The 19,906-nt window shown below is 70.9% G+C and carries 18 protein-coding genes; 12 read left to right on the forward strand and 6 right to left on the reverse strand.

What is annotated here, in order from left to right; genetic code table 11:
- Positions 1-372: 372 nt before the first annotated feature.
- Positions 373-666 (forward strand): hypothetical protein, encoded by a 294-nt coding sequence (locus ACYVF3_RS16840; RefSeq protein ID WP_461155174.1) that lies wholly within the window; start codon positions 373-375, stop codon positions 664-666.
- Here ACYVF3_RS16840 and ACYVF3_RS16845 read toward each other — a convergent pair.
- The 4 genes from ACYVF3_RS16845 to ACYVF3_RS16860 all read right to left on the reverse strand — a co-directional run bounded on the left by ACYVF3_RS16845 (position 658) and on the right by ACYVF3_RS16860 (position 4,404).
- Positions 658-1,191 carry an NUDIX hydrolase gene (locus tag ACYVF3_RS16845; protein ID WP_461155175.1) on the reverse strand — a complete coding sequence of 178 codons (534 nt, stop codon included), beginning with the start codon at positions 1,189-1,191 and terminating at the stop codon, positions 658-660. The two genes, ACYVF3_RS16840 and ACYVF3_RS16845, sit on opposite strands and share 9 nt — an antisense overlap.
- Positions 1,188-2,537, reverse strand: coding sequence for a coenzyme F420-0:L-glutamate ligase (locus ACYVF3_RS16850; protein ID WP_461155176.1), 1,350 nt, complete (start codon positions 2,535-2,537; stop codon positions 1,188-1,190). The genes ACYVF3_RS16845 and ACYVF3_RS16850 overlap by 4 nt, the downstream gene beginning before the upstream one ends.
- Positions 2,538-2,586: 49 nt before the next feature.
- On the reverse strand, positions 2,587-3,579 hold the full coding sequence (gene cofD, locus ACYVF3_RS16855) for a 2-phospho-L-lactate transferase (protein WP_461155177.1): 993 nt from the start codon (positions 3,577-3,579) through the stop codon (positions 2,587-2,589).
- A gap of 66 nt (positions 3,580-3,645) precedes the next feature.
- Positions 3,646-4,404, reverse strand: coding sequence for a site-2 protease family protein (locus ACYVF3_RS16860; protein ID WP_461155178.1), 759 nt, complete (start codon positions 4,402-4,404; stop codon positions 3,646-3,648).
- A 501-nt stretch (positions 4,405-4,905) separates the two neighbouring features.
- Between ACYVF3_RS16860 and ACYVF3_RS16865 the strand changes: the two genes are divergently transcribed.
- A complete protein-coding gene (locus tag ACYVF3_RS16865; RefSeq protein ID WP_461155353.1) occupies positions 4,906-5,223 on the forward strand; it encodes a WhiB family transcriptional regulator in 318 nt (105 codons plus the stop codon).
- An 85-nt stretch (positions 5,224-5,308) separates the two neighbouring features.
- Positions 5,309-7,336 (forward strand): hypothetical protein, encoded by a 2,028-nt coding sequence (locus tag ACYVF3_RS16870; RefSeq protein WP_461155179.1) that lies wholly within the window; start codon positions 5,309-5,311, stop codon positions 7,334-7,336.
- Here ACYVF3_RS16870 and ACYVF3_RS16875 read toward each other — a convergent pair.
- The gene (locus ACYVF3_RS16875; RefSeq protein WP_186459602.1) at positions 7,320-7,793 is read right to left on the reverse strand and encodes a metallopeptidase family protein; all 474 of its coding nucleotides are present in this window, start codon (positions 7,791-7,793) and stop codon (positions 7,320-7,322) included. The genes ACYVF3_RS16870 and ACYVF3_RS16875 overlap by 17 nt on opposite strands.
- A gap of 204 nt (positions 7,794-7,997) precedes the next feature.
- Between ACYVF3_RS16875 and ACYVF3_RS16880 the strand changes: the two genes are divergently transcribed.
- The 7 genes from ACYVF3_RS16880 (at position 7,998) to ACYVF3_RS16910 (ending at position 15,194) form a co-directional block, all read left to right on the forward strand.
- Positions 7,998-8,357: a DUF3499 domain-containing protein gene (locus ACYVF3_RS16880; RefSeq protein WP_461155180.1), complete on the forward strand. Its 360-nt coding sequence runs from the start codon at positions 7,998-8,000 to the stop codon at positions 8,355-8,357.
- A gap of 104 nt (positions 8,358-8,461) precedes the next feature.
- A complete protein-coding gene (locus tag ACYVF3_RS16885; RefSeq protein ID WP_461155181.1) occupies positions 8,462-9,811 on the forward strand; it encodes a phosphomannomutase/phosphoglucomutase in 1,350 nt (449 codons plus the stop codon).
- A 58-nt stretch (positions 9,812-9,869) separates the two neighbouring features.
- The gene (locus tag ACYVF3_RS16890) at positions 9,870-10,085 is read left to right on the forward strand and encodes a Trm112 family protein (RefSeq protein ID WP_461155182.1); all 216 of its coding nucleotides are present in this window, start codon (positions 9,870-9,872) and stop codon (positions 10,083-10,085) included.
- Positions 10,086-10,092: 7 nt separating this feature from the next.
- Positions 10,093-11,172 carry an SIS domain-containing protein gene (locus tag ACYVF3_RS16895; protein ID WP_461155183.1) on the forward strand — a complete coding sequence of 360 codons (1,080 nt, stop codon included), beginning with the start codon at positions 10,093-10,095 and terminating at the stop codon, positions 11,170-11,172.
- A gap of 98 nt (positions 11,173-11,270) precedes the next feature.
- Positions 11,271-12,524 (forward strand): mannose-6-phosphate isomerase, class I, encoded by a 1,254-nt coding sequence (gene manA / locus ACYVF3_RS16900; protein ID WP_461155184.1) that lies wholly within the window; start codon positions 11,271-11,273, stop codon positions 12,522-12,524.
- A gap of 98 nt (positions 12,525-12,622) precedes the next feature.
- A complete protein-coding gene (locus tag ACYVF3_RS16905; protein ID WP_461155185.1) occupies positions 12,623-13,546 on the forward strand; it encodes a cation diffusion facilitator family transporter in 924 nt (307 codons plus the stop codon).
- A gap of 136 nt (positions 13,547-13,682) precedes the next feature.
- Positions 13,683-15,194, forward strand: a complete 1,512-nt coding sequence (locus ACYVF3_RS16910; protein WP_461155186.1) for an amino acid permease — start codon at positions 13,683-13,685, stop codon at positions 15,192-15,194.
- Between the two features lie 227 nt (positions 15,195-15,421).
- On the opposite strand, the gene ACYVF3_RS16915 is transcribed toward ACYVF3_RS16910, so the two are convergent.
- Positions 15,422-18,130: a hypothetical protein gene (locus tag ACYVF3_RS16915; RefSeq protein ID WP_461155187.1), complete on the reverse strand. Its 2,709-nt coding sequence runs from the start codon at positions 18,128-18,130 to the stop codon at positions 15,422-15,424.
- Between the two features lie 199 nt (positions 18,131-18,329).
- On the opposite strand from ACYVF3_RS16915, the gene ACYVF3_RS16920 reads away from it, so the two are divergent.
- Positions 18,330-18,974, forward strand: coding sequence for a dTMP kinase (locus tag ACYVF3_RS16920; RefSeq protein ID WP_461155188.1), 645 nt, complete (start codon positions 18,330-18,332; stop codon positions 18,972-18,974).
- A 139-nt stretch (positions 18,975-19,113) separates the two neighbouring features.
- Positions 19,114-19,791 (forward strand): MtrAB system response regulator MtrA, encoded by a 678-nt coding sequence (gene mtrA / locus ACYVF3_RS16925; protein WP_093413767.1) that lies wholly within the window; start codon positions 19,114-19,116, stop codon positions 19,789-19,791.
- Positions 19,792-19,906: the final 115 nt, after the last annotated feature.

The following is a 19,906-nucleotide window of genomic DNA, read 5'->3' on the forward strand; positions in this document are numbered from 1 at the left end:
CAGTGGTCACTGCCACACCGGTGGCGACCACGAACATCCCGTCGAGCGAACTGAACCCAGATTCGCATTGCGATGCAATGCGTCGTGTTCTACTCTGGGGGTGCGTGAGATCTGTTGGACTGAACGGGCTGAGGGCCACATCGCTCGGCATTGCGTCCGCCCGGGCGAGGTCGAAGAAGTGGTCACCAGCAGGCCACGGTGGGCGGTACGCGGACCTGGCGGTGCGACCCTGCTTTTCGGGCGTACGGATTCCGGTCGGCACCTGCTGGTCGTGCTGGCGGACGGAGCGGACGGGCGTTGGTACGTGTGCACCGCACGCGAGATGACACTCAGAGAACGCCGAACCTTCCGGCGTAGGGGAAGGTGAGAGATATGACGAAGCTCGACAAGCTCGCCGAGTACTACGGCAGCCATGACATGTCGGAGGTCATGGAGTCCGGGCACTGGGAGGACGAACCCGCGGAGCCCGACCCGATGATCACCACGTCGCTGCGCCTGCCGAAGTCGCTGCTGGACCAGGTTCGCGACCGGGCCGCGGCCGATGACGTGAAGACGACGGCGTGGATCAGGGGACTGATCGAATCCGAGTTGGCGCGTTCCGAACCCAACGGTGTCGAAGCACGGCTGCGGCGTCTCGAAGACGCCGTCTTCAACGAATCAGCCTGACGTCGCCGCGGTGAACAGCGGACCGAGGTCGGTGTTGACCGGCGGAGCCGACAGCGACCACCAGCGCAGGTCGAGCGATTCCTCGCTGCGGGTGGGCTCGGCACCGGCCGGAGCGCGCACGACGTAGCGCACGTCGAAGTGCCGCGTCGGCTTGCCCAGCGAGCAGGTGATCGGGTGGACGTCGAGGTGGACCGGCTCCGGATCGACCACCAGGCCGGTCATCCCGGACTCCTCGGTCGCCTCGCGCAACGCCGCACCTGCGAGCGTGCCGTCCTCCGGTTCGCAGTGCCCGCCCAGCTGCAGCCACCGGCCGACCCGGGGGTGCAGGGTGAGCAGCACGTTGTCGCCCGCCGCGTCCAGCAGCACGGCGGAGGCCGTCACGTGACCGGGTTCGCAGGCGCGCAGGCAGGCGTCCTCGCGGGCGTCGAGCAGCGAGAGGAACGCCTGGCGCAGCGCTTCCTGCTGCCGGTCGGCCGGGCGCCAGTCGCTGAGCACCCGGGTCGCGTCGGCGTGCGGTCCGCTCACAGCTCCACCAATCCGTCGTCGAGATCGCGCGGCGGCCGAGGTCCGTCCGCGGGCGTCGCCGGGTGACCGACCGCGACCGCGCCGAGAGGTTCCCAGTTCTCCGGCAGGTCCAGGGCGGAGCGGACCACGTCGGGGCAGAACATCGTCGAGGAGACCCAGCACGAGCCGAGCTCCTCCGAGGCCAGCGATACCAGGAGTCCCTGCACCGCGGCACCACCGGCCACGGTGAACATGTCCCGCTCGGCGGCGGAGCGCGCCTCGTCCGGGTAGGCGTGAGCGCCCTCGCGCACCAGGAACGGCAGCACCACGTCCGGCGCCGCGTAGAGCAGGTCGCCGCGAGTGACCCTGCGCCGCGCGGCCTGCTCCGACATGCCGTCGGCGCGCAGGTCCTCCAGCCACGCGGTGCGCATCGCGTCCAGCAGCTTGATCCGCAGCGCGCGGTCGCGCAGCCACACGAAGCGCACCGGCCGCGTGTGGTGCGGAGCGGGAGCGGTCAGCGCGGCGCCCACCGCGCGCCGCACCGAGTCCGCGTCCACCGGGGTATCGGCGAAGTCGCGCACCGAGCGGCGCACCAGCACCGCCTCGCGACGCCCCTGCGCGATCGCCTCCGCGGTCCCCAGGTGGAAGAGGTCCTCCTCGACCGGCCGGGCGAGATCCCGCGCCGTCGACCCGTCGTCCACAGTGGTCAGACCGCGGACCACCGCGACCGGGATGCCGCCGAGCTTGCCCTTGACCAGGTCCGCGGCGCCGGCGATCTCGTCGGCGACGGCGACCTCGGTGACCGCGAGCTCGTTGCCCTGCGCGTCCGTGCTGCCCGCGTAGCGGTGCAGCACCGCGAGCCCGGCCGAACCGATCGCCGCGTCCGTCTGACCGACCCGCCAGGCCCGGCCCATCGTGTCGGTGACCACCACGGCGACCTGCACGCCGAGCCGCGACGCGATCCCCTCGCGCAACCGCCGCGCGGACGCGTCCGGATCCTCCGGCAGCAGCGCGATCTGGTCCTGCGCCACGTTCGAGGCGTCCACGCCCGACGCGGCCTGCACGATCCCCAGCTTGTTCTGAGTGATCAGCGTCCGGCCCTTGCGGGCCAGCACCGACGTGGACTCCGAGAGCACCAGTTCGCGGCGCAGCGCGTCGCGCTCATCGGGGTCCTCCGGCGCGGTGACCATCCGGCCCTCGGCCTTGGACACGATCTTGCTGGTCACGACGAGCACGTCGCCGTCGCTCAACCAGGGGGCCGCCGCGGAGATCGACGCCGAGAGGTCGTCGCCCTCGACGAACTCCGGCAGTCGCGTCACCGCGAACAGCTGCACACCGCCCGCAGCGGCGTGATCCTTGGGGCTCATGCCGCCCCCACGACCTGCGGGACGTCCGGTCGGAGAGCACGGGCGCCGCTCACGACCTCACCTCCGAGGCCAGGTCGAACGCCGCCTGCGCCATCGCCGCCGTGGTGTCCACATCGGACATCAGCAGCGGGACCGAGCGGACCTGCACGCCCGGCACGTCGGCGGTGTCGTCGCTGTGCACCAGCCAGCCGTCCAGGATTCCCTCGGCGTCGCCGCGCGCGCCGTAGTGGCGGCCCACCGCCTCCGCGGAGGTCTCCACGCCGATCGCGCTCAAGCACGCGTCGGCCATCCCGCGCAGCGGCTTGCCGCCGATGATCGGGGAGAGCCCCACCACGGCGGCGCTCGTCTCGCGCAGCGCGCTGCGGAAACCCGGCACCGCCAGCAGCGTTCCGATGCTCACCACCGGGTTCGACGGCGCCAGCAGCACCACGTCGGCCTGCGCGATCGCGTCCAGGACCTCGGCGGTCGGCTTGGCCTCGTCGGCGCCGACCGGCACGATCGCGTGCGCCTTCGGCTCCGCGCGGTGGCGCACCCACCACTCCTGGAAGTGCACCGCGCGGCTCTCGCCCGTTTCCGGGTCGTCCATCGCCACGTGCGTTTCGACCCGGTCGTCGGTCACCGGGAGCAACCGCGTCCCCGGCCGCCAGCGGTCGCACAGCGCCTCGGTCACCGCTGACAGCGAGTAGCCCGCGCGCAGCATCCGGGAGCGCACCAGGTGGGTGGCGATGTCGCGGTCGCCGAGGCCGAACCAGGACGGCTCCGCGCCGTAGGCGGCGAGCTCCTCCTTGACCGACCAGGTCTCGTCGACCCGACCCCAGCCCTTCGCCGTGTCGATGCCGTCGCCGAGCGTGTACATGCAGGTGTCGAGGTCGGGGCAGACCCGCAACCCGTGCATCCACACGTCATCGCCCACGTTGACCACCGAGGTGATCTCGTGTTCGGAACTCTCCGCCTCGCCGATTGCGGGCAGCCCGAGCGCCGCCTTGACTCCGAGCAGGAAACGGGCGCCGCCGACGCCGCCGACCAGAACTACGACCTTCACGCCACCGATCCTCGCACGCCCACCGGAAGCGGAGGTTGTGAACCCGGACGCTCCCGGTGGGTGGACTCACAGACCGCCGAAGATGCTGCGGAACAGGCTCTGGCCGAGCGAGGTCATCGCCGAGTCGCCGCCGACCAGGTCGAACACGAAGTAGGCGAGCTCGAAGAACCAGCCGCCCACGAACGGCACGCCGATCAGCAGCAGGAACAGCACCAGCGGCGCCCACGGGCGCGCCTTCTCCCCGAAGCGCCGCGCCGGTGCCGACAACCACGGCTCGATCGCCCCGTACCCGTCGAGCCCGGGGACCGGCAGGATGTTCAGCACGAACGCGATCACCTGGAGGAACGCCAGGTAGGACAGCCCGGCCGCCAGCCCGATCGGCATCGGGACCAGCGCGATGACGGTGGTGAGGATCAAACCGAGCACCAGGTTCGTCAGTGGTCCCGCCAGCGAGACCATCGACTCGACCCTGCGGCCCCGCAGCGCACCGTGGTTGATCCAGACCGCTCCGCCCGGCAGCGGGATTCCGCCGATGGCGACGAAGATCAGCGGCAGGATGATGCTCAGCACAGGATCGGTGTAGCGGCGCGGATCGAGCGTCAGGTAGCCCTTCGAGCGCACCGACCGGTCACCGCCGCGGTAGGCGGTGGCCGCGTGCCCGAACTCGTGCAGGCACAGCGAAGTCGCCCATCCGCCCAGCACCAGGAGGATCACTCCGCCGGTCAGGGCGGCGGTGTTGGTGAACGTCGTCAGGACACCGCCGAGCGCGGTGACCGCGACGATGCCGAGGAACAGCGGGCTGACCCGCACGGCCGAAGTAGTCACCCTCCAAGTCTCCACGACTCGCCGTGCGCGTGTTGATCGCCTTCGGCAGGCGGTGATCGTCGAGGGGTGATATTAATGATCTTGGCGCAGCGCGATGCGCCGTACGGAGCACCGGGCCTGTGCCGAACGCGTGGGCCTGGTTGGAGCGGCCGGACCTGGGGATCCGCAGATCCGGATGTCCCCCTACGGATGGTCCCGGCTTGACCGCAAGGAGCTACACGGGTGTAATCACAGCAGTGTCATTCGCTGCTGAAATCGGACGCCTCGCTGCGGCGCGGTGGTCACGGCGGCGTTCGGCCGGGAGCGGGAGAACCCGGCCGGACACGAGGTCGATCGGCGCATCGCCGACGTTGAGAGGGCGTCGATGCGAGCGGTCGGCGACGGCGCGGCCGTCGATGCTTCCTGGTCCCGGTCTCGGGACCAGGAACCTGCGAGCAGGAGTGCGTCCCGTTCCGGTCCTGGGGAGGGCCGGTGGGATTACGGGGAGAAATCGGGGGAGTCATGTGGGAATCAGGAGATAGCCGTCTCGCGGAGCGTGGTGACGCCACCGCTGCGGTCGCGGAGTTCGACGTGCTCGCCGAACTTCTCGAGATGGAAGAAGAGCAGGAGTGGCAGGAGCGCGCGCTGTGCGCGCAAACCGATCCAGAAGCCTTCTTCCCGGAGAAGGGCGGTTCCACTCGCGAGGCCAAGCGCATCTGCGCCGGCTGCGAAGTCCGTTCGGAGTGCCTGGAATACGCGTTGCAGCACGATGAGCGCTTCGGCATCTGGGGCGGACTGTCCGAGCGGGAGCGCCGCAAGCTCAAGCGCCGCGCGGTCTGAGGTCTCCGCGCCCCGCCCGCGCAACGCCGCGCGTGCATTACCGTTCGGGCCGTAGTGGTTCGGACGAGCGGGAGGGCCGGCGCGGGTGGACGAGCCGACGAAGTCGCGATTGCAGGGCCTGAAGTCGTTGCACCGCATCGTCTTCGAGCGAAGCGGTCAGACCGAGCAGCCGACACCGGCGCCGCGTGAGTCCGCCGACGTCCCGGAGAGCCCCGAAACCCCGGAGCCTGAGCGCCGCTCGGTGCGCTCCAGGGCCGTCTCGGTGCTGCGCTCGCCCGGCACGGCGATGGTCGTCGCGCTCGTCGTCCTCGCGCTCGTCAACGCCGCGGTCGCGGGACGTTTCGGCGGAACCCTCTCCGGCGGCCGGTTGCTGCCGACCGCGGACCTGGCGACCACCTGGAGCGACTACCTCAGCGCCTGGCACGCCGTCGGGGGCGGTACAGGATCACCGGCGTCGCCGTCGCTGGCCGTGCTGGCGCTGCTCGGGTCCGTCCTAGGTGGACCGGCGGTGGTCGTCGCCGTCCTGATGCTGCTCGGCGTTCCGCTCGCCGGGCTCAGCGCCTACCTCGCCACCCGCGCGATCGACGTCTCGCCGCTGCGCCGCGCTCTGGTCTCCGCCGCCTACGCGCTGGTGCCGGTGGCCGCGATCTCCGCGGGGCAGGGCAGGCTCGACGTCGTCGTCGCGCACGTCCTCGTTCCACCGCTGCTCGCCGGGATCGCCGCGGTGATCCGCCGGTCCGACGGCCGGTGGCTCGGCACCGCGTGCCTCACCGCGTTCGGCTTGGCCGTGCTGGGCGCCTTCTCGCCCCTGATGCACCTGACCTTGATCGTGCTGGCGCTGCTCGCCCACGTCCTCGTGCCCGGCAGCGGTCTGCGCGGACGGCGTCGCGCCGCCGGGCTCATCGCACTGGTGCTGCTGTCGGTGGCCTGCCTGCTGCCGTGGCCGGTGCTGCTGCTGAGCCACCCCGAGGTCCTGGTGCACGGGCTCGGTGCTCGCGTCGCGGAGCAGCCCGCGTCGGTGCTGCTGGCCGCGCTCAGCCCGGACGGCTCGGCGGTGGGCGCGCTGGGCGTGCTGCTGGTGCTGGCCGCGATCCTGGCGCTGGCGATCTGCTTCGACAAGCGGATGCTCGCCGGTGCCGGTGTCGCCCTGCTCGGCTGGCTGGTGGCGGTCGTCGCCGGAACCGTCAGCACCGAACCGCTCGCCGGTGGAATCGCGAGTCCCGGGTGGACCGGGGGCCCGCTGGTGCTGGTCGCCGCCGGATGTGCCTGGATCGTGCTGAGCGCGAAGGCCATCGCGCTGAACTGGAAGATCGCCGCACCGGTGCTGGGCGTGGGACTGCTCGCGCTGGGTGCGGCCTCGACGGTCGGCAGCGCTTTCGGTCCGCTGGCCGCCCACCCGGCCGCGGCCGGGAGCGGAACTCGACTGGTCACGGAGCCGGGACCGCAGCCCGCGCGGCTGATCACCGGCGCCGGTCCGCGCTTCGGCGACGACGATCTCGCCCCGGCGGGCAACTCCACCGCGTGGCTCCGCCAGGTCGACGAGGACCTCAGCAGCGACGACACCGCCCGCGTGCGCGGGGCGCTCGCCGCCGTCGCCGCCCGAGGAGCCGAGCACGTGATCGTTCCCGCCGATTCCCGGCTGCCGCGCATCGCCCCCGACCTGGTCGTCGACGACGGTCGGCTGCAGGGCGCGCAGCGCGAGCTGCGGCTGCTGCTGCCCGCAGACGCGGTGAAGCTCGTCGGCCCCGACCTCTCCCGGCAGGCGCAGACCGAGCCGGGTCCTGCGCCCGAGGCGCGCCCGCTGCCGGTGGACGCCGAGCTGCCGGCGTTCACCGTCCGGATCTCCGAAGGCGGTTCCGGGCGCGCGCTGGTGCTGGGCGCGGAGAACGAGCCCGGCTGGTACGCCACCATCAACGGCAAGCGGGTTCCGCTGGGCACCGCGTGGGGGCACCAGGTCGCTGTCCCGCTGCCCGAGCAGGCGGCGGAGGTCCAGGTCGGCTACACCGAGATCCCGCGCACCGCGCTGCTGGTGGCGCAGGCGGCCGCGGTGCTGTTCACGGTGGTCGCCGCGATCCCCGGGCGCGGACGTCGGGGCGTCACTGGCCTTCGATGACGTCCGGGTCCAGCCCGAGGTAGGTGGCGACCTGCTCGACGAGCACGTCGTGCAGCAGGTCGGCCATGTCCGTGCCGTCGCGGGCGCGGGCCTCCAGGGGCCTGCGGTAGAGCACGATGCGCGCCCGGGTCGGCAACCCGCGCTTGTCCACGCCAGCGGGCACGAGCCGGGCCAGCGGGACGTTGGCGTCGACCACGACGTCGTCGTCCCAGGTGACCTTCTCCGGAGCGGTGTTGCTGATCTCCGGAACCTCGTCGACGGCCACGTCGAGCTGCGTCAGCTCGGCGTGCCAGCGCTGCTCGATGGGCTCCAGCGCCTCCAGCACGAGCGCGTCGAAGCGCTGCGAGCGGCTGCGCGAGACCGGGACCGAGGACGGGTACAGCGGTCCGCGCAGGCCACGACCGCGCCGGTCCCGCCGGGAGCGGGTTCGACGCCGAGATCCACGTGCGGTAACCACGGGCTGAGGGTACGCCCTCGGCAACCCGGGCCGGGACAACCGGCAGGGGGATGTCCGCTGCTGATCGTGACCGACTGTTCGCCGAAAGCAGACACCTGATCAGTTCGGCGGAGGCAGGGTGGAAACTGGTGTTCGGCGTGGCTCGTGAAAGAGATTCCGCGTGCCTGCGCCGCGAGGTGGACAGGAGGCGCTATCGTGCGTGGCGTGCGGAGCGTGAGGCGGTGCTCGCGGACCGGGTGTGTCAACCCGGCCGTCGCCACGCTCACTTATGCCTATGCGGACTCGACCGCGGTCGTCGGGCCGCTCGCCACCTATGCCGAACCGCACAGCTACGACCTGTGCGAGGCGCACGCGCTGCGGCTGACCGTTCCCAACGGCTGGGAGGTCGTCCGGCATGAAGGCGAGTTCGCTCCCCCGACCCCGTCGGACGACGATCTGACGGCGCTGGCCGAGGCCGTGCGTGAAGCAGGAAGACCGGACAGGCCGGTGGAACCGCAGGTCAGCACCCCGGGAGCCGGGCGTCGAGCGCATTTGCGGGCGTTGCCGGACCCGGTTGAAGAGTGAACAGATCGTGACGAACAGCTCGGGTCAAACCGGATGCTGCCAACGGCTCCGCGATCGCCGGTAGGCTGCCAACCACGTTGGTTGGGAACCGGGGAGGGTGCAGCGTGCGGGACCTGTCGGGGATCGTCAAGGCTTACGACATCCGCGGGGTGGTCGGCGACGGCATCGACGCCGACGTCGTGCGGGAGATCGGAGCGGCGTTCACCAGACTCGTCGGTGGTCCTGCCGTGGTGATCGGCCACGACATGCGCGACTCCTCCCCGGAGCTGGCGCAGGCGTTCGCCGAGGGCGTCACCGGCCAGGGCGTCGACGTCATCACCATCGGGCTGGCCAGCACGGACATGCTCTACTTCGCCTCCGGCAAGCTGGAGCTGCCGGGAGCGATGTTCACCGCCAGCCACAACCCCGCCGAGTACAACGGCATCAAGCTCTGCCGCGCCGGTGCCGCACCCGTCGGCCAGGACAGCGGCCTGTCGGAGATCCGGGAGCTCGTCGGCCACGGCGTCCCGGAATTCCTCGGCGCGAAGGGCTCCACCAGCGAGCGCGACATGGTCGCCGAGTACTCGGCCTACCTCCTCGACCTGGTGAAGCTGCACGACATCCGGCCGCTGAAGATCGTCGTCGACGCCGGCAACGGCATGGGCGGGCACACCGTGCCCACCGTGTTCGACGGCCTGCCGGTGGAGCTCGTGCCGATGTACTTCGAGCTCGACGGTTCCTTCCCGAACCACGAGGCCAACCCGCTGGACCCGGCCAACATCGTCGACCTGCAGGCCAAGGTCCGCGAGGTCGGCGCCGACGCGGGACTCGCGTTCGACGGTGACGCCGACCGCTGCTTCGTCGTCGACGAGCGCGCCGAACCCGTCACCCCGAGCGCCATCACCGCGCTGGTCGCGACCCGCGAGCTGGCCAAGGAGCCCGGCGGGACGATCATCCACAACCTGATTACCTCCAAGGCCGTGCCGGAGATCGTCGCCGAGCAGGGCGGCAAGCCGGTGCGCACCCGGGTGGGGCACTCGTTCATCAAGCAGACGATGGCCGAGACCGGCGCCATCTTCGGCGGCGAGCACTCCGCGCACTACTACTTCCGCGACTTCTGGCGCGCCGACTCCGGGATGCTCGCGGCCCTGCACGTGCTGGCCGCCCTCGGGGGCCAGGACGAGCCGCTGTCGGAGCTGATGGCCGAGTACTCCCGCTACCAGGCCAGCGGCGAGATCAACTCCACCGTCGACGACCAGCAGGCGCGCATGCGCGCCGTCGCCGACGCGTTCGGTGACCGGAATGGCGCTTCTGTCGACGAGCTCGACGGGCTTACCGTGGAGCTGTCGGACGGATCGTGGTTCAACCTGCGACCGTCCAACACCGAACCGCTTCTCCGGCTCAACGTCGAGGCGCGGGACACTGAGGCCATGGCCGCGCTGCGCGACGAGGTGCTCGCGGTCATCCGCGGATGAACCGGCGTCGACCCTGATGAGTGGCACTCGCCGAAGCGCGCGAGTTTGGGAGGAAAACGTGGCCGTTGACCTGGAAGCGCAGTTGCTGGAGCTCCTGGCCTGCCCGTGCGAGCAGCACGGCGAGCTGCGGCCCGGCCTGGCCGACGACACGCAGGCCGACTACCTGACCTGCACTTCCTGCGGCCGTGGTTTCCCGGTGAAGGACGGCATCCCCGTCCTGCTGCTGGACGAGGCCGTCGGGGGCGGGACCCCTGGCGGCGCCGGGGAGGGGTGAAGCTCCCGTGTTGGACGACAGTCTCCTCGACGACCCGGCGCGGCTGGCCGACGTCGACTCCGGCGGCCTGCTGAGGCTCGCCGCCCTCTCCGGTGCGCAGGTGCGCGCCACCTCCGAGGTCGCGGCCGAAGCCGGTCTCGACGAGCTGGCCGACGACCGACCTCGCGCGGTGGTGCTGCTGACCAGGCCCGGCGTGGCCGTCAGCGCGGCTCGGCTGCTGGTCGCCCTGACCGGCGCTCGCTGCCCGGTGCCGGTGGTGATCTCCGACGAACTGCCGTCCTGGGTGGGCCCGCTGGACGTGGTCTTCGCCCACACCGACGACGTCGGTGACGTCACGCTCGCCGAATCCGTGGCCACCGCCTGCCGCCGCGGCGCCAGCGTCGTGCTCGCCGTTCCCTCGGAAGGACCTGTGGCCGCCGCAGGCGCCGGCCGGGCGAAGGTCCTGGTGCCGCGGGTCCCGGTGCCGCCGGCGCTCGCCTTCGCCTACGTCTTCGCCGCGGGCATCATCACCTTCCGCGAGCTGGGCCTGGTGAACTTCGACGTCGAGGAGCTCGCCGACGAGCTCGACAAGGAAGCCGAACGCGCTCACCCGGGCCACGAGTCGCTGACCAACCCCGCCAAGTCGCTGGCGCTGCGGATGGCCGAGCGCACGCCCCTGGTGTGGGGCCTGGACCCGGTCGCCACCGCCGTCGCCGGACACGGCGCGTTCGCGCTCGGCACGCACGCGGGAGTCCCGGCCCACGTCGCCGAGTACCCGCAGGCGGTCGTGCAGCGCGCGCTGCACCGCGCCGCCGCTTCCGTCGGTTCCGAAGCCGACATCTTCGCCGACCCCGAGGACGACCCGGGGGCGCAGCTGAGGGCCTTCCTGATCAGCACGCGCCACGACGATCAGGGGGAGGTGTTCGAACGGTCCGCTTTGCGGGACCTGCCCGGTGCCGACGTGGTCGCGCCGGGGGACACGGTGCGAGCGGATTCGCTGCTGCGCGCAGCCGTCCTGGCCGCCCGCTTCGACCTGGCCGCCGTGTACCTGGGCCTGGCCGCAGGCACCCTCAACGGTCCCGGGTGGCCGGCCCTGGCCATGAGCTGAGGTCCGCAAAACCCGGGAATCCCCCGATGCCGCACGCCCGTCGGGCGAGGTGTGCTGGCCGGACGAGCAAGCGCGAGAACGAGGAAGCGAGAACGACTGTGGAGCTACTGCGAAACGCGGTGCGCCCCTACGCCTGGGGCTCGCGCACCGCTATTGCGGATCTGCTCGGTCGGCCCGTCCCCACTCCGCACCCGGAAGCCGAGCTGTGGATGGGTGCCCACCCGGGTGACCCGTCCAGGGTGCTGCGCTCCGACGGGGACGAGGTGTCGCTGCTGTCGCTGCTCGACTCCGAACCCGCGCACCACCTCGGCGACGAGTGCGTGCGCCGCTGGGGCGGCAGGCTGCCGTTCCTGATGAAGGTCCTCGCCGCCGACGAGCCGCTGAGCCTGCAGGCCCATCCGTCCGCCGAGCAGGCGGCCGAGGGCTTCTCCCTGGAGGAGCGCGCGGGGATCGCGCGCAACGCGCCCAACCGCAACTACCCGGATCCCACGGCCAAGCCCGAGCTGATCTGCGCGCTCACCGAGTTCCACGCGCTCGCCGGATTCCGCGACGCGCAGCGCACCGTCCGGCTGCTCGACGCGCTGGACGTGCCGAGCCTGCGCGCTCACCGGGAGCTGCTGGCCGCCCAGCCCGACGCCGACGGGTTGCGCGCGCTGTTCACCACCTGGATCACGCTGCCCGAGCACTACCTGCGGGACGTGCTGCCGGAGCTGCTGGACGCCTGCGTCGAGCACGTCAGGGAGCGCGGCGAGTTCGCGTTGGAGTGCCGCACGGTGCTGGAGCTGGGCGAGGCCTACCCGCACGACGCGGGTGTGCTGGCGAGCCTGCTGCTGAACCGGTTGGTGCTGCAGCCGGGCGAGGCGATCTTCCTGCCCGCCGGGAACCTGCACGCCTACCTGCACGGCACCGGGATCGAGATCCTCGCCAACTCCGACAACATCCTGCGCTGCGGGCTGACCCCCAAGTACGTCGACGTGCCGGAGCTGCTGAAGGTCCTGGACTTCGCGTGCGGGGACATGCGGGTCCTCAAGGGCGAGTCGCTGGACGCCAACCTGACCGCCTACCGCACCCCAGCCGACGAGTTCGCGCTGTCCCGCCTGGACTGGACTCCCGCCGAGTCCGGCACGGTCCACCTCGATTCGCCCGGGCCGCAGATACTGCTGTGCACCAAGGGGAGCGTCAGCCTGAGCAGCGGTCACCGCACCAACGGGTCCGCGCCGCGCGAGCTCGTCCTGCACCGCGGGCAGTCGGTCTGGCTCGCCGCCAGCGACCCGGCGGTGGAAGCCCGCCCGGCCGAACTGGACGCCGACGGCCAGGCCCAGGTCTTCCGGGCGGCCGCCGGTTCCTTCTAGGACACGATCGCGAAGCGCCTGAGCCGACTCCGCCCTGACCGCGGTGGACACCCGGTAGATTCCTCCCGACATCGCAGCCGGAGAGTCTGGAGGAGATCGTGTCAGCAGGGGGCGGAACCAAGGCCATCCTGGCCGCGCTGGCGGCGAACGCGGGGATCGCGGTGGCCAAGTTCGGTGGATTCCTGTTCACCGGTTCGTCGTCGATGCTGGCGGAGTCGGTGCACTCGCTCGCCGACACCTCCAACCAGGGCTTGCTCCTGCTCGGCCAGAAGACCTCGCAGCGCAGCGCCACCGAGGAACACCCGTTCGGCTACGGCCGCGACCGGTTCTTCTACTCGTTCGTCGTGGCGCTGATGCTGTTCACCCTGGGCTCGGTCTTCGCGCTCTACGAGGGCATCCACAAGATTCAGCACCCGGAGCCGCTGGAGTCGGCGTGGGTCGCGGTGCTGATCCTGGTGATCGCCATCGGGCTGGAGAGCTACAGCTTCGTGACCGCCATCAAGGAGTCGCGCAAGATCAAGGGCAAGCTCAGCTGGTGGCAGTTCATCCGCCAGGCCAAGACCCCCGAGCTGCCGGTCGTCCTGCTGGAGGACTTCGGCGCGCTGATCGGTCTGGTACTCGCGCTCGGCGGCGTCGGGCTGACGGTGCTGACCGGGAACGCGGTCTTCGACGGCATCGGCACGGTGTGCATCGGCGTGCTGCTCGGCGTCATCGCGATCGTGCTGATCGTGGAGACCAAGAGCCTGCTGATCGGCGAGGGAGCCAGTCGCGAGGTGCTCGACGAGATCGTCGGGCAGGTGGAGGCCGAGCGCGTGGAGCGCGTCATCCACATCCGCACCCAGTACCTCGGCCCCGACGAGCTGCTGATCGCCGCCAAGGTCGGGCTCGCCCCGTCGCTCTCGGTTGCGGAAGTCGCCGCTGAGATCGATGGTGCTGAGCAACGGATCCGGGCGAAGGTTCCGGCAGCACGTCTGATTTACCTAGAACCCGACCTCGACCGTGGACGCGCGACCACGGCTTGACACAAAATCCTGTCTTGTCATCACAACGGGTTAACGAAAACGGTGGCGAACACTGGTCGACCGTTACCCGGAGCGACACAAGCGGGTTAGGGTGCGTTTCACCCCGCGACACTTGGGACTTGATGAGGAGGCGACAGTGCCAGGCACTGGGCTGTGGCGAACCAAGTCGGTAGAGCAATCCATTCTCGACACCGACGAGCCGGACACCAAACTTCGCAAAAATCTGGGCACCTGGGACCTGATCGTCTTCGGCGTATCGGTCGTCATCGGTGCCGGCATCTTCACGCTAGCGGCGCGAACGGCTGGTGACGTCTCCGGACCGTCGGTCTCGCTGGCCTTCGTGCTCTCCGCGATCGCCTGCGGTCTCGCCGCGCTGTGCTACGCCGAGTTCGCCTCGACGGTGCCGGTCGCCGGGAGCGCCTACACCTACTCCTACGCGACCTTCGGCGAGTTCATCGCCTGGATCATCGGCTGGGACCTGATCCTGGAGTTCGCGGTCGCCGCTGCCGCCGTCTCCAAGGGCTGGTCGGTGTACCTGGAGGAAGTGTTCAAGCTCGTCGGGCTGAGCGTGCCGACCGTGCTCCCGCTCGGACCGCTCCAGTTCGACTGGGGCGCGCTGCTCCTGGTCGTCGTGCTCTCGACGCTGCTGGCGGTCGGCACGAAGCTGTCCGCGCGGGTCTCGCTGGTCATCACCATCATCAAGGTGGCCGTCGTGCTGCTGGTGATCGTGGTCGGCCTCGCCTACATCAACGCCGACAACTACACGCCGTTCATCCCGCCGGCCGAGCAGGCCACTGAGGACAGCCCGGCGATCGAGCAGTCCCTGCTGTCGCTGATCCTCGGCGGGCAGACCAGCACCTACGGCATGTTCGGCCTGCTGGCCGGTGCCTCGCTGGTGTTCTTCGCGTTCATCGGTTTCGACATCGTCGCGACCACCGCGGAGGAGACCAAGAACCCGCAGAAGAACGCTCCGCGCGGCATCCTCGGCAGCCTCGTGATCGTCACGGTCCTCTACGTCGCGGTCGCACTGGTGGTCACGGGCATGGTGCCCTACACCGACCTGGCCACCGCCGAGGACGGCACCCGCTCCACGCTGGCCACCGCGTTCGCGATTCACGGCGTGACCTGGGCGGCGGCGATCATCTCGTTCGGTGCGCTGGCCGGTCTGACCACTGTGGTCATGGTGCTGCTGCTGGGCCAGACCCGCGTGCTGTTCGCCATGTCCCGCGACGGTCTGATGCCGAAGGGCCTCGCCAAGACCTCCAAGGCGGGAACCCCGGCGCGCGCGACCGTCCTGGTCGGCATCGTGGTCGTCCTGGCCGCGGCCTTCTTCCCGGCTGACAAGCTGGAGGAAATGGTCAACGTCGGCACGCTGTTCGCGTTCATCCTGGTCTCGCTGGGCGTGATCGTGCTGCGGCGGACGCGTCCGGACCTGCCGCGCGGCTTCCGCGCTCCGCTGGTCCCGTTCGTGCCGATCCTGGCGATCGTGGCCTGCTTGTGGCTGATGCTGAACCTGACCGCCCTGACCTGGGTCCGGTTCGTGGTCTGGATGATCGCCGGTGTGGTGATCTACTTCCTCTACGGCCGGTCGCACTCGCGCCTCGGTCGGGAGGGCGACGTCGCCAACGGCGGCTCGGTCACCAAGTAGCTCGAAGCACCGATCACGAGAGCGGCGCCATCCCCGACGGGGTGGCGCCGCTCTCGTCTTGGTCCAAACCGAGGAGGGCTCGTGCCCGGATGTCCGGTCGGTGGGGTGGGGAAGTTTTCATGAAAACTTCCCCACCCCACCGACCGGACATCCCCGGACATCACAACTAGAACGAGGACCTGGCGACGCCCGAACATGACGTGACCAGCGGAGGAGGGATTCCGGAGTCAGGTGTCGGTGGAGCGCAGCGAGGTGCCCCGCTCCCACGGGGCGATGCGGCCCCGGGGTTCGGTGATCTCCGGGAGCACCGAGGGCTCCGACCGGGGCTCGGACTCCTGCTGGGCGGGCAGCTCCGGAGCCTCCGAGGCAGGTTCAGGAGTCGGCTGCTCCCGCACCGGCTGCTCGGGGACCTCGGCTTCAGCCGGCTCCTCGCGCTCCGGGCGGACCGGCGTGATGCGCCGGGTCGCGGAGTCCTCCGCCGAACGCCTGGGCAAGTCCTCGACCGAGTCGCCGATCGAGCCACCGTCATCGCCCTGCGGCGAGAACGCGGCCCCCGAACCGAACCGGTGCGGATCGGGTGCAGACGGGATCTGCGGGGCCTCCGGCGTCGACAGCGGCAGCGCCGCACCGCGAACCGGGCGCTCCAGGCCCGCAGCCATCGCCACCGCGCGGTCCCACTCCGGATCACCGCTGTAGTCGGAGTGCCCCAGCACGCCCGGCACCCAGCGGCGGCAGGAGAACGGCCCGCGCTGCGGGTCCGGCAACCAGTGATCGCCCCCGAGGACCAAGGCTCCCGTCGGCCCGCGAGTCGCCGCGGGCAGAGGACCTTCGGTGCCGTCGCTGCGCATCCCGACGCCGATCAGCATCCCGTTGTAGACCTGCCGGTTCCAGGTGGTCACGGCGCCGCCCAGCGGATCCGTGCCGCGGCACAGCGAACGCCACCGGTGACCCAGCCCGCCGGCCAGATCCCGCAGCGCCGAGTGCGGCACCACGCCGGGGAAAGCGCGCGGGTAGGCCCACTGCAGCTGCGAACCGGCCGTCACCAGACCGACGCGCTCGCGATCCTGCTCGGGCAACGTCTCCAGCAAGCGCGCGGCGGCCACGGCGGCGAGCAGGCTGCCCTGGCTGTGCCCGACCAGCACCACGCGCGTGTTCGGGTCCGCCAGGTGCTCGGCAGCGCGGTCGGCCAGCTCCGGGATGACCTTCAGCGCGTAGCACGGCGGCACCACCGGGTGCGCCTCGCGCGGCCAGAACAACGCCAGGTCGCCCAGCACGCCCAGCACGCGCGCGGTGTCCCGCTTGGTCGCGGCCAGGAACACCATGCGCAGCAGACCGACGGCCAGGCCGGCGAGCGCGACCACGCCGATCGCGCTCAACCAGCCGATCTGCGGCATCCCGGCGAACCGGGCGATCAGGCTCGCCGCCGTGCTGATCGTCAGCACACCGGCGATCACCAGGAAGAACTGGTGCGAGTAGCGGCGCTGAAGGTCGGCGAACTTCCAGGCGCTCGCGGCCTTCCGCTGGTCCTCCTTGCGGCCCGCGTGCAGCAGCGCGACCTCGTCCGGGATCGGATCGTCGTCCTCGCTGCGGCGGAACCGGCGGATCAGCAGCAACGGTGCCGCCACCAGCAGCGATGCCGCCAGCAGCACCACGGCCACGCCCCAGAAGATCGTCACGTCGTCGAACGCGGCCGGCAGCACCAGCGGAGCGGCGCCGGGGGATTGCGGCGCGCTCAAGGTCTCCCGGACGCTGAGCGCCAGCCCGGCGCCGAAACCGTTGCCGAGCATGGCCGCCAGCATCAGCACCGGCGCGCTCATCCAGCCACCGGCCCACGGGCGCAGCTGCTTCGGGCACGACTTCCACTCGGCCCGCGCCAGCAGCGACGCCGGAACCAGCAGCACGGCGACCGCCACGCAGCTCAGCACCAGCAGCGCGGTGATCGCGTCGATCGTCGTGCCCGACCCCGGCAGCGCGCCGGACAGCTCGCCCGGCAGCAGCGCGACCGAAGCGACGAGCACACCGCCGACGGACATCAGCACCTGCCGCGCCCGCTGCCCCAGCAGGGCCCGGAAGACCTTGCTGGTCTCCCGCATCCCGGCCGGGTCGTCCAGCCCGGCGCTGCCGACCACCGAGATGATCAGCAGCGCGGCGGCGACCAGCCAGCGCGGGTCGAAGCTGGGAGCCAGCGGCCCGCCCAGCGCCACCAGCGCCACAGTGGACAGAGCAGCCGTCACGTGCAGCGCCCGCAGCGCCGGGGTGTCCGGATCGGACACCACGTTCTCGCCCGGCAGCATCGGTGCCAGCGCGGAGTGCTGCGGACTGTCCTTCTTCGGCGCGGCCACCCGCCAGGACACAGTGGACAGCCGGTGCATGAGCAGCACCACCAGCACCACCGGCAGCAGCAGCACGACCGAGCGCAGCACGTCGACGTCGCGCAGCGCGGTGGGCACGAAAGTCATGCACTGCGCGCCCGGCGAGAGGCATTGCGCGGCGACGAGATCCAGCGTGATCACGGTCAGCTGAGCGACCAGCAGCATCGTCAGCAGCAGCGCGGACAGTCGCATCAGACCGCGCAAAGTGGAGCCCAGCACCCTGCTCACCGGGTTCTCGGTCCGCGTCGGCGGCAGCATCCAGTGCGCCATGTTGGCCAGCGCGAACGGGAACAGCAGGGCCCAGGTCGCCTTCGCCAGGCCGCCCGAGGTCATGGCACCCCACACGTAGCCCTCGACGATGCGGGGAACCGAGCGGTCGCCTGCGGTGAGCATCGGGCCCGGGACCGGACGGCGCAGCCGGTCGGCCGGCCGCATGATGCGTCCCACGCCGTCTCCGGCGACGTCCACGGACGCGACCGAATCGGTCAGCTCGTCGCCGGTCGTGCCGAGAATTCCGTGCACGCGCAGCTCGACGACGCGGGTGTCGGGCCCGGGTACTTGCACAGGATCCTCCCGAGCAGTTCGTGATCATCCAAACGCCGTGGTGATTCTCCATCGCGAACCCACACATGGCGACCTCTACGGGAACGATTGTGATCGTCCCGGCAGGGGATGTCATGAATTCGAGCGTTTTGTAGCGCGGCGCCGCGCGGGAGCACAGCGGCCGCCACCCCGTTCCCGGCGTTCGGCTACCGTTTCCGACGTGGGACGACTCATCGTCATCGAGGGGCTGGACGGCGCGGGCAAGCGCACCCTGGCCCGGGGGATCACGGCCGAACTGACCGCGCGCGGCCGCGCGGTGTCGAGCGCGGCGTTCCCGCGCTACACAGAGGACGTGCACGCCGAACTCGTCGCCGAAGCCCTGCGCGGCCGGCACGGCGACCTCGGCTCCTCCGTGCACGGGATGGCCGTCCTCTACGCGCTCGACCGCAGGGCGGCGGCCGACGCGCTGCGCGCCGAGCTCGACGCCCACGACGTCGTGCTGCTCGACCGCTACGTCGCCTCCAACGCCGCCTACGGAGCCGCGCGGCTGCACGAGCACGCCGACGGGGAGTTCGTGTCCTGGGTCCGCGACCTGGAGATCACCCGGTTCGGCCTGCCCGAACCGGACCTGCAGATCCTGCTCCGGGTGCCCGCCGACGTCGCGGCGGTTCGCGCCGAGCACCGCGAGCGGACCGAAGCCGACCGCGGACGCGACCGATTCGAATCCGACAGCCCGCTCCAGCAGCGCTGCGCCGAGGTCTACTCGGAACTCGCCGACGCCGACTGGTGGACGCCGTGGGTGGTCGTCGACGGGGTCGCCGACGTCGACTTCGCGGTCCTCGTCGACGAGCACGTGCGGGGCTGAAGGTTGAAGCCGAGACCACATCATCGATGCTCCATTCGGTGGTACCGGTTGAGCTGAACCGGCGCCGAGTTCGCGACCTGCGACGACACCCGGCGGGTGGATGCACGGACTCCAAGTGACAAGTGCAACGATGTGGCGCATGAAGGCACGCGTGCTCGTGGTGGACGATGATCCGGCCCTGGCCGAAATGCTGACCATCGTGCTCCGGGGAGAGGGGTTCGAGACCGCCGTCGTCAGCGACGGCACCAAGGCGATGCCCGCCTTGCGCGAGCTCAAACCCGACCTGGTCCTGCTGGACCTGATGCTGCCCGGCATGAACGGCATCGACGTGTGCAAGGCGATCCGGACCGAGTCCGTGGTGCCCATCGTCATGCTCACCGCCAAGAGCGACACCGTCGACGTCGTCCTCGGCCTGGAGTCCGGCGCCGACGACTACATGGTCAAGCCCTTCAAGCCGAAGGAGCTCGTCGCCCGGCTGCGCGCCCGCCTGCGACGCACCGACGCCGAACCGGCCGAGGTGCTCACCATCGGCGACGTGATCATCGACGTGCCCGGCCACGAGGTCACCCGCGACGGCCAGCCCATCGCGCTGACCCCGCTGGAGTTCGACCTGCTGGTCGCGCTCGCCCGCAAGCCGCGCCAGGTCTTCACCCGCGAGGTGCTGCTCGAACAGGTGTGGGGCTACCGGCACGCCGCCGACACGCGCCTGGTCAACGTGCACGTGCAGCGCCTGCGCTCCAAGGTCGAGCGCGACCCGGAACGCCCGGAGGTCGTGCTCACCGTCCGCGGAGTCGGCTACAAAGCAGGCCCCCCGTGATGAGGACTGCCTCCACGTGACGTCGCGTCGTCTGCGAGAGTTGGGCAGGAGTCTTCGGGCGCAAGCGGCGAAGGCGCGAGACGTGAAGACCACCCTCGCAACTGGCGCCGCCGCG

The sequence above is a fragment of the Saccharopolyspora tripterygii genome (assembly GCF_054778355.1).

Coding starts and splice junctions, on each gene's coding strand:
- ACYVF3_RS16840 (WP_461155174.1), top strand. CDS start 373: ATGACGAAGCTCGACAAGCTCGCCGAGTACTACGGCAGCCATGACATG.
- ACYVF3_RS16850 (WP_461155176.1), bottom strand. CDS start 2,537: ATGAGCCCCAAGGATCACGCCGCTGCGGGCGGTGTGCAGCTGTTCGCG.
- ACYVF3_RS16865 (WP_461155353.1), top strand. CDS start 4,906: ATGTGGGAATCAGGAGATAGCCGTCTCGCGGAGCGTGGTGACGCCACC.
- mtrA (WP_093413767.1), top strand. CDS start 19,114: ATGAAGGCACGCGTGCTCGTGGTGGACGATGATCCGGCCCTGGCCGAA.